Below are 13,649 nucleotides of genomic sequence, written 5' to 3'. Positions count from 1 at the left end.
TGATAAAGGCATAATAACGCTTTATGATTACATCATACAACACGTTGTTGCATAGTCAAGAGGGAATGTTTTTAAAAAATAGGGGTGATTATTATGTCAGTAAAACAAAATAGAATATTAATTTTTGGTGCTGGTGTTATAGGGAGCATATACGCAATTAAATTCATTGAAGCAGGGCTTGACGTTACTATGTTTGCACGTTCTAATCGATTTAAAACATTGAAAGAAAATGGCCTGCAATATAATGAAAAAGGTGCGGTTAAATCTGTAAAAGTCAATGTCATTGATACGCTTGAAAATGATGATGTTTATGATTTTATTTTCGTTACAGTCCGTTATGATCGATCTGAATCAGCGTTGTTAGCGCTCAAAGATAATCAAAGCAAAAATATTGTTACATTGATTAGTAACCCAATTGGATTTTCTTCGTGGCTAGATATGGTTGGAGATAGACTTTTACCAGCTTTTCCCGGTGTCGGTGGACAGATTAAAGAAGGCATATTGTATGCTCGATTTCCACCTAAGGTTCTAGTGGCTACTACGTTTGGAGAAATTAGTGGGCGAGTGACAGAACGTGTAGAAAACCTCGTAAAATTATTTAAAACAGCAAACCTTCCTTACGCGATTAATAAGGATATGAAAGCTTATCTAATAACACATGCAGTATCAGACGTAGCAATGTTTAGCGTTTTACATTTTGAAAATAAGATCATTGACGAAAAAACAGCCAGAACCAGAAAAACGGCACACCAAATAACGTTCACTTTAAAAGCGTATTTAAGGGCAATACAAAAAGCTGGCGTTACTATTAATCCATCTGCATTTAAAATGGTGCTTAAATGTCCAGATTTGATTTTGGATTTGTTCTTTATGATATGGCTACGGACTAAAATGGTGAAGGATATGATGTTGCCGGACTATGCGAGTAATGCAAACAACGAAATTGTGCAGCTGAATAACGATTTATTGAAATTTTTAAGTCAAAATGATATCACACCCTAAGAACGGAAAAAGAGTTTTTGGGTCAGTAAGTTGTAACGTCATGCTACTGATATTCACATGACCGCCCTGTAGCTTGACTTGCAGAGCGGTTTTTTTGATATGAAAAAGGGATGCATGCAGGCTGAAACTTGGCTTGTTTATGCCAGATAGTGTAATCTGGAGATCAGGTACATAAGGATTTTGCATAGATCAGAAAGTGACGATGAATTCGTTAAAATGCTAAAGCCACACTCTACTTTGAACGAGAAGGGATCGGATGATTCGATGACGCAAAAAATCTATTATGACTCCGCATACACACGGGAGTGGCATACACAAATTACAGACAGAGTGGACAAAGAAGACGGTATATATGTCACGCTGGCGGAGACGGCTTTTTACCCCCATGGAGGTGGACAGCCTTGTGATCTGGGACAGATCGGTGGCATTGCCGTACTGGATGTGATCAGTGAAGACGGTGAGGTACTGCATAAGCTGGAGCGTGCACCCGAGCAGAATGACGTGGATTGCCAAATCGATTGGCAGCGCAGATTCGATCATATGCAGCAGCATAGCGGGCAGCATTTGCTGTCGGCTATTACGCTGAAGCTGGCAGATGCGATGACGCTCAGTTTTCATCTGGGGACAGATTATATCTCGATTGATGTGGCTGCAGTCGAACTGGGAGCGAATCAACTGGCTGCAATTGAATTGGAGGCCAATCAGCAGATTTACCGGAATGCCAGAATCAGCAGTTCCTGGGTCACTGCGGAAGAAGCAGCACGACTGCCACTGGTGAAACTGCCTTCCGTAACCGAAGATATTCGCATCGTAGAGATCGAGGGTGTGGAATATAACGCTTGCGGAGGAACACATGTGTCAGCCACAGGTGAGATCGGGATCATTAAACTGTTGAAAACCGAGAAAATGAAGGGCAGCACCCGGATTTATTTTAAATGCGGATACCGGGCACTGAATGAGTTCAACGCCGCGCAAAGCGTGCTGACCGGAATTTCGGCCAAATTGAAGACCAGTAGAGACGAGCTGGCGGATCGAATCGACAAAATGGAAGCAGAACAAAAGCAGCTGCAAGCCGAGCTGAACGCTGTGAAAGCTTCCAATGACGCTTATTATGCGCAAGAGCTTTTATCTGCACGGGAAGGACTTGTCATTGCTCAAATCTTTGAGGACAAATCGCTCAAGGATATGCAGAGTCTGGCGACCAAGCTGACATCGGAACATGAGGGACTTGTACTCTTTGCGAGCATCTCGGAGGCCAAAGTTGTTCTGGCACAGAACGGACAGCCGCCGGAGTGGGCTTGTGGACCTTTCTTCAAGGGCAATCTCGGAGCCTACCAGGGCAAAGGCGGAGGCAGCGACAAGATGGCTCAGGCGGGCTTTGCCAGCAGCGAAGATGCAATCGCATTTTATGAATTTACGAAGGACCAACTGGGACATCACTAATCTACGATTTTTCGCTAATCGATATGGATCGGTCTCAGTGGATCGTAAGGTGGAATCAAAAGTAGAGGAGCTGCCCACAGATGACAGAACGCATTCCGTGCATACGAGAGGGGTGCCCAAATACGATTTTGCCAGCAACGGCTGCCAGAACAGGCGGGTACTGCATGCCTTGCAAGCAGGAGATGGAACGCGAGGCACATCAAAGATACATTGAAGCCAATCGGCGTGACGTGAACTTGTATGAGGGAATGACGGACCCTGTGGAGATTCTAAAAATCATACATACCCGCCAGGTTCATGATCCGTTAATCCGTTATGTTGCATATGAGCAATCCAAAGAACAGGTGTATCTGTCCTTGTCTATGGAGCAGCAAGCCCTCATGATCGATTATGCGATGCAATTGATTCGTACTGGGGCTGACGATACAGGTAAAGATATTTTGGTATACCTGGTTTGTTACCATGATATTTCGTTGTCTGCACAGATTCCTGAGCTGTTGGAGTACGAAATATACTACCCTGTCATTTTGTATAAGAGTACCTCCGCCGAAGTACGTGACCAGCTCTTGCAGCAGGTGAATACCGATGATGAGAATCGGAATAATCTGTTGCTCATGCTCGCCTATATTGGAGATGAAGTTGTCGTAGATCAGTTCCAGCAATGGAGGCAGTCTCCGCCTCGCTGGGCAGATCAGCTGCATGTCGCACCAGAGTACTATACAACCGAAGCCGGTTGGGAGTTGACGAATGAAGGCCAGCGCAGGGATCTATTCATCACTCCAAGTTATTCACTCTATAAAGTAAAAGAGAATGAAGGGGCTGACGCCACGTCAATTGGCGCTCCGATCTCCATGCTGTTGACCTGTGCCAATAACTGTGAGTGGTGTGGCAGTCCGTTAACGACCTTAATTGATCTGGATGTACAGCATCCAGCACTGAAGAACGTTGCTTGGAACAGTGAGCGACTTCAAGTGCAGACCTGCGTGATTTGCAGCTGTTATGGCGTAGTTTATATGGAGATGGATTCAGCAGGTGAACCGTTCTGGAGTGCACATAATGTGATGCCGATGGGAGCGGATGAAATTGACCTGGACGACTATGCTCAGCTTCCACCGGATGCAGGTCGGCAGTTCCGGATTGCGGCTGCACCGCGTCAGGCATTCCATGCCAGTGAGTGGGCGATGGAGCCTTCTTCATCCCAGATTGGGGGCCATCCCGGATGGGTCCAGGATGCGGAGTATCCCAATTGTCCATGCTGCGCTTCAAGGATGAGGGCCGTTGGTCAACTGGAATGGAGCGAGGTTGAGGAATACGGGGATGGCATGTATTACATGTTCATTTGCGAGCCGTGTCAGATGACGGCGGTATCTTATCAACAGTCCTGATGAAGAGAAAGCAATGATCTATTTTTTCATAAATGCGATTCAGAAGTTGTAATGCCAGCTGCATACCTAAAAGGGGCTATTCCACATGTCCTCGACATGATGGGAGGCCCCTTTGTTTGACTAGGTCAACCATATGCTGGTTGGCCTTGTTCTTTAACGCTTACAGTTCTGCCGATGCCTGTGTCAGAAGGCCAGCCAGCCATTCATAATCGGGCGTATCTTTTTCCTTGATCTTGATTGTTTTGCGCTCCGCTGGACCTTCAAATATCCCATCTGGCAGCTCAAGCCCGGTTGCATTGAAGATCGTGAAGGATACTGCCGATTTGGACGGGGAGATGACCGCTGCATATTTACCGTTTTTCAGAAAATGAGGTTTCTTGTATTGCACCCGTTCCTGTACTTCAGGGATGGACTCATGTACCAACTCCCGCAGTTTACTTGCAACCTGGACTTGCCAGGGAACCGTGATCTGTTCGATAAATTCAGTGACTTCTGCATTCATATTCATGCTTGTCCACCCTCCACAATGATCTGATTGTGTGCTTCCCATTCCGATCTTAGAATTCCCATCAATAAGCGATCGTAGCGCTTGCCATCACGATATACGGCTGATCTGGCGCGACCTTCCAGCTGAAAGCCGACCTTCTCATAGGCACGGATGCCCTTTGCATTATAGGCGATGACATCCAGACCTACCCGATCCAGATTCAATTCATGGAAGGCATATCGCAAAATGAGATTCAACGCTTCCGTTCCATACCCCTTGTTGCGATGCTCTGCGAGTCCGATGCCAATGGCAAGCTGTCCGCAGCGGTTGTTCCATTCAATGCTGTGAATGACAACGAATCCGATCAGTTGTTCATCTTCAAGCGTTCGAAGCCGGAAGTAAACTTCCTTGTCCTTTGTTTCGCCCTCATCTTCAAGCTGTTTTTCCGAATAAGGAATGGCAATATCCGTATCCACATTTCGCAAATATTCGGGATCTTCGTTCCATTGCAGCATGGTCTGTACATCTTCTGCATGGGGTGGAGTCATTTTCAACCGTTTGCTATAAAACAGATTTTCAGTTGTTAGTGTCATGATGGTCTCCTTTGAATAAATTAAGTTCGCTTCACCTCAATACGACAATGAACTACATAGCTGCTACGCAATATTCTTCGCTCCTTTTGTGATCAGATAGCCTCACTATAATGGAAATTTAAGGGTATCACAATAGACATTTTATTCGTGTCTTCGAACCTGTTGTCAGAAAACCTGTCATGGTAGTACTATATAAACAATAGACATGTATTCAGTGATACACACACATCAAAATTGTCGGCAGGAGTGGTAGATATGGAGATCAAAGTAGATGATTTGAGCGGTCATCAAGTCATTGGATTGATTGCAGAACATTTGCAGGGGATGGCTGCAGATTCGCCGCCGGAAAGTATTCACGCCCTGGATCTGGATGGATTGAAGAAACCGGAGATTACATTCTGGTGCGCATGGGAAGCGGAGGAGCTACTGGGCTGCGGTGCCATGAAAGAATTGAACTTGGAGCATGCAGAATTGAAATCTATGCGTACAGCATCGACTCACCTGAGAAAAGGCGTGGCGAGACAAATTCTTGCCCATATTATCGAGGTTGCCAAGAATCGGGGCTATAAACGAATCAGTCTGGAGACGGGTTCGATGGATTCGTTTATCCCGGCACGGAAGCTGTATGAGGACTTTGGATTTGTTTACTGTGAGCCATTTGCTGAGTATAGTTTGGACCCGAACAGCGCTTTTATGACGAAGGAATTATAAATGGAATGATAAGCAGAAAAGCATAGCAGGAATACAGAAAACCAGCATTCTGTTGTATACAGACCGCTGGTTTTTTGCGTGTAACGATTGTTTTGCGAAGTGGTGGACTGCAACAAATCATACATATTGGAGAGCGCAAGAAGAGTAGAATATATTTAATGAATAGTTTAAGATACATACCGATTGGCTCGTATCATTGTGGGGTATAAAACATACGTCATGTCAGCATAGGCTTGGGATGAATTGGCCGTACGGAACTGCTGGGCTGAGGCATGCACAATAGGGTATACTGGACATTATGTTTATATAAACATGAAACAGGATTGCAGACGTTTTTTACATCAGGAGGATTTGATTTGGCTCAGACAGAAGGAACATTGCAGAAGAAACTTAAACCAAGACATATTAGCTTTATGGCTATGGGCGGTGTCATTGGAACCGGAATTTTCAAAGGAAGTGCCGAAACGATTGGACTCGCAGGTCCAGGAGTCATTGTGACGTACATCTTTGCAGGATTATTGCTGCTGGTTGTGATGGCTGCGATGGCGGAGATGGCTACAGTGTACAAGAACAAAAATATGAAAGACTTTGTGCAGGAAGCATTTGGTAGCAGAGTCTCCTTTATTATGGGATGGATGTACTGTTTCCTCTGGTTATCGGTATGTGTAATTGAGGTGATTGCCGCAGGGAGCTTTTTGCAGTACTGGTTCACGGAAGTGCCGCTGTGGATGCTTAGTTTGGCGTGTGCGGTGTTTATTATACTGATTAATCTGCTGAGTGTAGGCGTTTTTGGGGAATTTGAATTTTGGCTGGCAGGCATTAAAATCGCCATGATTATTATTTTTATTTTCCTCGGGGCTGGTCTGATCTTCGGGATCATTCCAAGTGACAACACGCCTTATCTACAAAATTACACGCAAGCAGGCGGTTTCTTCCCTAATGGATGGTCATCGATCTTTTCGGCACTATTGGTCGTCATGTTCTCGTATGGAGGATCTGAGCTTATTGGCTTAACCTTAACGGAGACAGAAAATGCGGACAAGGTGATGCCTAAAATTGTGGGGAACTTCATGCTGAGAATTATTTTGTTCTTCACGCTGCCTATTCTCATCATCTGTGGGCTTATTCCGTGGAATGAGCTGGGGCCAGAGAGCAGTCCCTTCGTGCAGGTACTGGCTTCCACGGGGCTGCCGGGTGCAGCACATATTATGAACTTTATTTTGGTGACCGCCGTTTTGTCTGCTGCGAATTCGGGCATTTACGGTGCATCCCGTATGATGCACTCCATGGCGGTGGGTGGTGAAGCTCCCAAGGCATTATCTCAAACGAATCGCAACGGCAGTCCGGTAAATACACTGCTGGTATGTGTTGTAATTCTGCTTGGTGGCTCCATGCTGGGGCTGTTCGCACAAGATCAGCTCTTCAGCGTGTTACTGGCGGTCCCGGGGTTTGTCGTGATGCTCGTGTGGATCTGTATTGCCACCTCACAGCTGAAGCTGCGCAAGAGATATCCGGTACAACCTTCATTTTAGGTCTGGGGTTTTCCTTATGTCACTGGAGCTGCTGTGCTGTGTCTCGGTGTCATTGCAGTCATGTTCGTATTTGATGAAAGCAACCGTTTCAGCATCAGCATCTGTTTATCTGTACTCGCTGTGCTGATTATCTGGTCCCTGATCCGATTCAGGAAAACGAATGGACAGGTTAAAAGTTAAGTTGTATAAACATGGTATACCTCACCCATGGGCTGAAATGACATCTCGGCGTTCTCGCCGGGGTGTTTTTTTATCGTCATTTTCATCCAATATTTTCTTGCCTAATTCGACAACTTCATATACTATTTTCACATTACATAGTGCTTCAAGCATGTTTCCTTTGGGTACAGGGTAGTCGAAAAGGCTTACATGCAGGCGCGAGAGGAAGAGGATCTCGTATGGTCGGTTTTTTCAAGAAACGTTTGGTTGTTCGCATTGTTGCCATTGTTACATTGGTCATTGTGATTATATCTGCGGGAAGCATGCTGCTTCAGCTGGCGAATATGAAGCTAGCCGCGCAGGAGGCCATATCGAGTTACAATATTCAAATTGCCGAGAGTTATGTGAAACAGCTGGATGCAGGGCCGTATGTGGAATTTGCCAAAGATCCCAAGGAAAATGACGTGTTCTTGAAGATTCGTGATGAACTGGATGACTTTCGCGTAAGCATCGGTGCGATGTATGTGTATTTTGTGAAGATAGATGATACAGGCACGCCTCTCATTATGGTGGACGGCATGAAAGATGCGGATAAAGCATCGCCAATCAATGAAGTGACGGATATCCCAGGCGATGCAGTCCAAAAGCTCCTGCAAGGGAAAACAGCCAGTTCTCCCATCATTCATAATGAGGAGTATGGCGAATACATTTCCTCTTATGCTCCGATTTTGGACAGCAACGGAGCTTTGACAGGTGTGATTGGAATTGATACGGCTGTGTCAGTCATTGGAAGTATTGAGTCAGATATTATGAAATCCAGCATTCCGCTGTATGCCCTGTTGTTATTCATTACGCTTGCAGGGATAGCGGTTGTATTGTGGTTCATCGTAAGAGGACTGCGACCGCTGAAACCGTTGAAGGCAAGCGTCGAACAAATGGCGCAAGGTGAGCTAGCGGAAGCCAACCGGATTCTGACAGCGTATCGACTGAAGAGTGAGGATGAGATTGGCAGCACATTCAAGGCGATGATCCATATGTCCGGGGACTTAAATAAGATGATCGGCGATATGGTCGCGGGTGTCTCGGTTACCACTGATATTCTCGCCAAATCAACGGAAGAATTCAGTCGTGATGCAGAAGATATGCTAGTGATGAATAAGAGCGTTGACCAGTCCGTACAGCAGATCAGACAGGGGGCACACATCCAGAAGCAGGGTGCTGGTGACAGTGCAAATGCGATGGAAGAAATCGCTAAAGGCATTACCGATATTTCAGAGTCTTCTACAGCTGTGTCCGACGCTGCGACAAGTGCGCTTGCTACGGCACAATCGGGTAAGCAGAGCATGACGCAAATGAAGAAACAGATGGAGAGCATTTCCACTGTATCGGCTGAAGTTGTAGCCATGATCCAAGTGCTTAACAACTTCTCACAGCAAATCGGCGGTGCGTTACATACGGTGAGGGATTTTGCGAGTCAGACCAAGCTTCTGGCGCTGAATGCTTCAATTGAAGCCGCTCATGCAGGAGAGCATGGAAAGGGATTTGCCGTTGTAGCGGATGAAGTACGAAAGTTGGCGGAGGCTTCAAGCACATCTGTGCAGACGATATCGGATTTGCTACTCGGTATTCAGCAGGAATCCCAGCACATCGGATCACAGATGGATGTTACCTCGCATGAGATCGGCCAGGGGGTGACGAGCACAGCAGAAGCAGAAATTGCTTTCACGCATATGGTCGATGCGTTTCGTGTGGTGACACATCGTATCCAGGAGGTTTCCACTGCAGCGGAAGAGATATCGGCAGGCTCCGAGGAAGCAGCAGCGTCGGTCAATACGATCTCGCAAATTTCATCGGGCGTTTCAGATCATTCAGATGACATTTATCGTTTGACAGGGGAACAGTCGAGCATGTTCCAGAAGGTCGCACAGACGTCTACCCTGCTGAGGCAGCAAACGATTGAGTTGAGCGAAGCTGTAAGAAAAGTAAAGGTATAAGGGAATCAAGCTGAACCCATATCATATGTGGAACACTCTGGTGCAAGCACCGGAGTGTTTTTTTACACCCCCAATTATGCCTCAAACTCTGCCATCATAATTGATCCAGCTCAATTGCCTGTCTGAAGCGTTGGGCAAAGCGTTCCGCGGCTACAGCAACCTCCTTGGATTCGGTCTGTACAAAGCCGATTTGCATTTTTGGCTGGTCGATCGAGGCGATCTCTACCATTTTTGCAATGCCTTCTTTCCATAGCGGATGTTGGTGGAAGGAGAAGTCATGACCAATGGTGGCAGCGATATTGTTTCTCAGGACGGTGCTGATCGCTTCCGAGTTGTTGGTTTTGAACAGGATGGACAGAGGGCCATAATCATACGTGAATTCCTGAAGGAAATCTTCAATAAATCCATCACGGTACAGAGCAAGTTTATGTTCTTTTAATTGTTCGGGAGTAACACGGCTAAGCTTGGCGAGTTCGGATTGGTGATGGGTGCAGACCACGAGCTTACCTGAATACATCGGACTGAAATGCAGTCCGTCGAATTCCCGCAATTGTTTGGCGTAGATGGCGATGAAGCCCAAATGGGTCTTGTTGTTTCGAATATCCTCGATAATTTCCATGGAACCTTTCTCTTCAATGGCAATATTCAATTGGGGATGCTCGCGTTTCATATCTGCTGCTGTTTGCACAAGGTAAGGCATCACACTTGGAAAGGTGGCAACATGCAGGTCTCCGGTTAAAGAGGATGTCTCGGCATTCAGTGATTTCAATTCATCAATTCGCTGCAAAATATCGAGTGCCTTGGCAATAAACTGTTTACCTTCAGTAGTGGGGAATGTCCCCTGTCGCGAGCGCTCAAACAGGATCATGCCCAGTTCATTTTCCAGACGATGGACGGATTGACTGATTGCCGACTGAGTGACATGCAGGTGCTCTGAGGCAGCCGAGAACGATTGGGTTTTGGCAATTTCAACGACATATTCAAGCTGTTCCAGATTCATGGGTTCATCTCCGTTTTAGCATTAGTACAAGTAATATTAACATTAGTATCTATAAATATGAATAATACGTGAACAGCGATATAATTAATAGACAGTAATTGAATTGCAGATATGGATAGCATAAATCAAAGGGGATGTAGCTCATGAAAGCAGCAGTCTGGTACGCCAAAAAAGATGTTCGGGTCGAAGAACGGGAAATACCGGTAGCGCAATCGGGACAGGTTAAAATCAAAGTCGAGTACGCAGGAATCTGTGGCAGTGACTTGCACGCTTACCATCATGGCGTAGGCATTCAGGAAGGGCAGAACCACCCGCTTTCAGGACAGCAAGCGCCGCTGACACTCGGTCATGAGTTTGCAGGAACCGTTAGTAAACTGGGAAGTGATGTAAGCGGTATCAGCATAGGCGATCGTGTTGTTGTTGAACCATTGTATCACTGCGGACAGTGTGAGTACTGTATCCAGGGGCGTTATAACCAATGTACTCAATTCGGATTTGTCGGACTAAATGGGGATGGTGGCTTTGCTGAATACGTTGTGGTTGAGGCGTATATGGTGCACAAACTGCCGGATAATGTATCCTTCGAAGAGGGCGCACTGGTCGAGCCTACGGCTGTAGCCTTTCATGCGGTTCGCCACAGCAAGCTGAAAGTGGGCCAGAAGGTTGCCGTGTATGGCGCAGGTCCGATTGGACTGCTAACGATCCTGTCAGCCAAAGCTGCAGGAGCTTCCGAAATCTATGCGGTAGACGTGTTTGAAGAGCGCCTGAATCTGGCAGCCAAGCTGGGTGCCATACCGGTGAACAGTGCCCAAGTTAACGCTACAGAAGTGATTTTGCAGCAATCTTGCGGAATTGATATCGCATTTGAAGCGGCTGGTGTACAGCCAACCATGGACAGTGCCGTAGCCGTAATTAAAAAAGGTGGAGAGGTTGTTGTTATCGCAGCCATTCCGAATCCGCTACAGGTGAATTTCTTCGACTTGCTGGTGAAGGAAGCGAACCTTACAGCGACGCTGGCCTACCGCCATATTTTCCCTGAAGTCATTTCTTTGATTGCTGAGGGAGCACTGGATGTGAAACAGGTGATTACCAAAAAAATCAAGCTGGACGACATCGTTCAGGAAGGGCTTGAACTGTTGATGAGCGACAAGAGTCATGCGAAAATTCTGGTGGAAATCGGCGGTTAATCGTGTGAACATTGAAGCGAATAGCATTCGCTCGATTCGATAGATCCGAATAACGCAAAAAAAGGGATGTCCTCCGTCATGTTAATGACTTATGGGCACCCTCTTTTTGTGCTATCCACGCTCATTACCGTTTGCAAGAGTTATGAATCATAACGGTAACAGATCGCTTTGCCTCCACTACTTTCGGAACTAAATTCCGGGTCTTCTACAAAACCGAAACGTTCGTATAGTCTGATTGCATTAACCATTTGACCGCCTGTATATAAATACACCGTATTTTTGCCCATATCTTTGGCAGATTCAACACATTGTTGAAGCAGTTCTCTGGCAATACCGTGACCTCTCCACTTCGGATCAACGCCCAACAGCCGAATAAACGGATAATCAATAGACAGCTCGAAGGTCGGATAGGCCTTATGCGCGGTCTCAAACAATTGGACCGTTCCAACAATCTGATTATCTATTTTGGCAATCCATAATTGCTTGATGTAAGGATTAGTCGGCGATTCCCGAATATCCTTCAAATAATTTTCCCATTGTTCCTGTGGTTGGAACGTGTCCCGATACTCGGAGTAACTTTCAATGAGAATATCTACAATTTCTTCATGGTCTGCTTCTGTAGCGGGATGAATCGTTACTGCGGTTGTCATCTCAAGTTCTCCTTCTGATCTTGGTTTAATAAGAGATATAGTTGACTTGAATTGTATCACACCTAATGGTACTGGATTAATTCAAATTTTCTATATATGACTCATGAATTTCTATGAGTTGGTATATCCGCACAAGCATATTCAAGGTTCGCACGGTTAAGCTTCATTATAGGCGATTGAGCTGTGTGGAATACAAATTATTGCGATATTCGGTAGGTGTATTGCCTTCGTATTGTTTGAACATGCGCAGGAATAGTTTGTAATCGGAAAAACCGCATTGTCCTGCAATTTCTTTTACACTGGCATTGGTATTGAGCAGCATCTGCTTGGCCCGACGAATCCGTTCTGTGAGGATATAGGTTTTGAGGCCGATGCCTTTCTCGCGTTTCACCATTTTGGAGATATAGTCCTTGTTAAAATTAAAGGTCTTGGCAATCTTGCCAACCGTAATGTCGGTATGGAGATGGATATCCACCCATTTGCAGATGTGGTCAACGATCGCATTGTGCGGTCGATAACCCGCCTGTGTATTGCGTTCCAGTTCTTTGAGCAGCAGCAGCAATGCCGCGTCTGCTTCTTCCGGTGAGAACGATGAACTATGCAGCAGCTGCTTGAACAGCTGATTAGCCGTGGATGGTACCTGAATTGTCGCATGGGTGGGATACTGGTCGAACTCTTCCTCAATTGAATCATAATGAACCCAGTAAAAACTGACGGGAGCATCGCTGACCTGATAGCCATAATGGGTGCGTCCAGCCCTCAGAAATAGCAGATCATTTGCACGAATCACGTATTGCTCTTCCTCTTCCGCAATGTACATCTCGCCTTCCAGCATCAAAATGACCTCGTGAACAGGCATGCTGCGCTTCATGTGGCTCCAGTTGCCTTCGGATATGAACTTGCCGCACAGGTAATATTCCAATCGCTTGTGCATAGGACGGATTTCTCCACCTTTTCTTGGATTATGAGTCTGATGTAGTTGTATTTTATTTGATAATATGAGGATATTCAAGGCATGTATGAAGAAAGATCGCAAGGGATGCATGAATCGCAACACGGATTTTACCCTTTGTACATCTATAAAAGTACTTCTAAATATCCACTACATACCGAGGAGGAGCGAGCAGAATGATTGAAATCAAAAAGGGATTTCTGGGACCTGAGCATGTCAATCTGTTAAATGGCGTTTTTCAAACGTCACAGGAAGTTGGAGAACGATATTTGTTATCACTGGACATGGATCGTTTTCTGGCTCCATGCTTTGAGGCCCACGGGTTACCTGCGAAAAAGGAACGGTACGCGGGTTGGGAGGCACGCTCGATCAGCGGGCATTCCCTGGGACACTATCTGTCTGCCCTGGCTGTGACCTATCAGGCGACAGGCAATGAAACGCTAAAGCAAACACTGGATTATGCCGTCAGCGAGCTTGCATCCATTCAACAGCATACAGGTAGCGGGTATATCGGCGGATTATCCGAAGAAGCTTTCCACATTGCATTTCGGGCA

Annotated in this window: 12 protein-coding genes and 1 pseudogene; 8 read left to right on the top strand and 5 right to left on the bottom strand. The window is 46.0% G+C overall.

Annotated elements, in window-relative coordinates; translation table 11 throughout:
* The first annotated feature begins 93 nt into the window (after positions 1-93).
* The 3 genes from AMS66_RS29275 to AMS66_RS29265 all read left to right on the top strand — a co-directional run bounded on the left by AMS66_RS29275 (position 94) and on the right by AMS66_RS29265 (position 3,830).
* Entirely contained in the window at positions 94-1,002 is a 909-nt protein-coding gene (locus AMS66_RS29275; RefSeq protein WP_053784121.1) for a ketopantoate reductase family protein, read from the top strand.
* 264 nt (positions 1,003-1,266) lie between these two features.
* A complete protein-coding gene (locus AMS66_RS29270) occupies positions 1,267-2,445 on the top strand; it encodes an alanyl-tRNA editing protein (protein ID WP_053784120.1) in 1,179 nt (392 codons plus the stop codon).
* 80 nt (positions 2,446-2,525) lie between these two features.
* Entirely contained in the window at positions 2,526-3,830 is a 1,305-nt protein-coding gene (locus AMS66_RS29265) for a hypothetical protein (protein WP_053784119.1), read from the top strand.
* A 160-nt stretch (positions 3,831-3,990) separates the two neighbouring features.
* On the opposite strand, the gene AMS66_RS29260 is transcribed toward AMS66_RS29265, so the two are convergent.
* Positions 3,991-4,332 carry a DUF1801 domain-containing protein gene (locus AMS66_RS29260; RefSeq protein ID WP_053784178.1) on the bottom strand — a complete coding sequence of 114 codons (342 nt, stop codon included), beginning with the start codon at positions 4,330-4,332 and terminating at the stop codon, positions 3,991-3,993.
* A 2-nt stretch (positions 4,333-4,334) separates the two neighbouring features.
* Positions 4,335-4,910: a GNAT family N-acetyltransferase gene (locus AMS66_RS29255; protein ID WP_082350944.1), complete on the bottom strand. Its 576-nt coding sequence runs from the start codon at positions 4,908-4,910 to the stop codon at positions 4,335-4,337.
* A gap of 255 nt (positions 4,911-5,165) precedes the next feature.
* Between AMS66_RS29255 and AMS66_RS29250 the strand changes: the two genes are divergently transcribed.
* The 3 genes and pseudogenes from AMS66_RS29250 (at position 5,166) to AMS66_RS29240 (ending at position 9,306) form a co-directional block, all read left to right on the top strand.
* The gene (locus AMS66_RS29250; RefSeq protein ID WP_053784118.1) at positions 5,166-5,621 is read left to right on the top strand and encodes a GNAT family N-acetyltransferase; all 456 of its coding nucleotides are present in this window, start codon (positions 5,166-5,168) and stop codon (positions 5,619-5,621) included.
* Between the two features lie 356 nt (positions 5,622-5,977).
* Positions 5,978-7,333, top strand: a pseudogene (locus tag AMS66_RS29245) (amino acid permease).
* A 218-nt stretch (positions 7,334-7,551) separates the two neighbouring features.
* Positions 7,552-9,306: a methyl-accepting chemotaxis protein gene (locus tag AMS66_RS29240; RefSeq protein WP_053784117.1), complete on the top strand. Its 1,755-nt coding sequence runs from the start codon at positions 7,552-7,554 to the stop codon at positions 9,304-9,306.
* Between the two features lie 94 nt (positions 9,307-9,400).
* On the opposite strand, the gene AMS66_RS29235 is transcribed toward AMS66_RS29240, so the two are convergent.
* A complete protein-coding gene (locus tag AMS66_RS29235) occupies positions 9,401-10,306 on the bottom strand; it encodes a LysR family transcriptional regulator (protein ID WP_053784116.1) in 906 nt (301 codons plus the stop codon).
* A 143-nt stretch (positions 10,307-10,449) separates the two neighbouring features.
* On the opposite strand from AMS66_RS29235, the gene AMS66_RS29230 reads away from it, so the two are divergent.
* A complete protein-coding gene (locus tag AMS66_RS29230; RefSeq protein ID WP_053784115.1) occupies positions 10,450-11,493 on the top strand; it encodes a 2,3-butanediol dehydrogenase in 1,044 nt (347 codons plus the stop codon).
* A gap of 140 nt (positions 11,494-11,633) precedes the next feature.
* On the opposite strand, the gene AMS66_RS29225 is transcribed toward AMS66_RS29230, so the two are convergent.
* Positions 11,634-12,143: a GNAT family N-acetyltransferase gene (locus AMS66_RS29225; protein WP_053784114.1), complete on the bottom strand. Its 510-nt coding sequence runs from the start codon at positions 12,141-12,143 to the stop codon at positions 11,634-11,636.
* Between the two features lie 166 nt (positions 12,144-12,309).
* Complete coding sequence (locus AMS66_RS29220) at positions 12,310-13,077, bottom strand: helix-turn-helix transcriptional regulator (RefSeq protein WP_053784113.1); 768 nt, start codon at positions 13,075-13,077, stop codon at positions 12,310-12,312.
* A 194-nt stretch (positions 13,078-13,271) separates the two neighbouring features.
* Between AMS66_RS29220 and AMS66_RS33290 the strand changes: the two genes are divergently transcribed.
* Positions 13,272-13,649, top strand: a 378-nt coding sequence (locus AMS66_RS33290) for a beta-L-arabinofuranosidase domain-containing protein (protein ID WP_201782236.1), incomplete at its 3' end; no start/stop codon positions are given.

This window comes from Paenibacillus xylanivorans (assembly GCF_001280595.1).
Lineage (GTDB): Bacteria > Bacillota > Bacilli > Paenibacillales > Paenibacillaceae > Paenibacillus > Paenibacillus xylanivorans.
The sequence above is the reverse complement of the archived record's forward strand: the minus strand, read 5'-3'. Positions and strand labels throughout refer to the sequence as shown.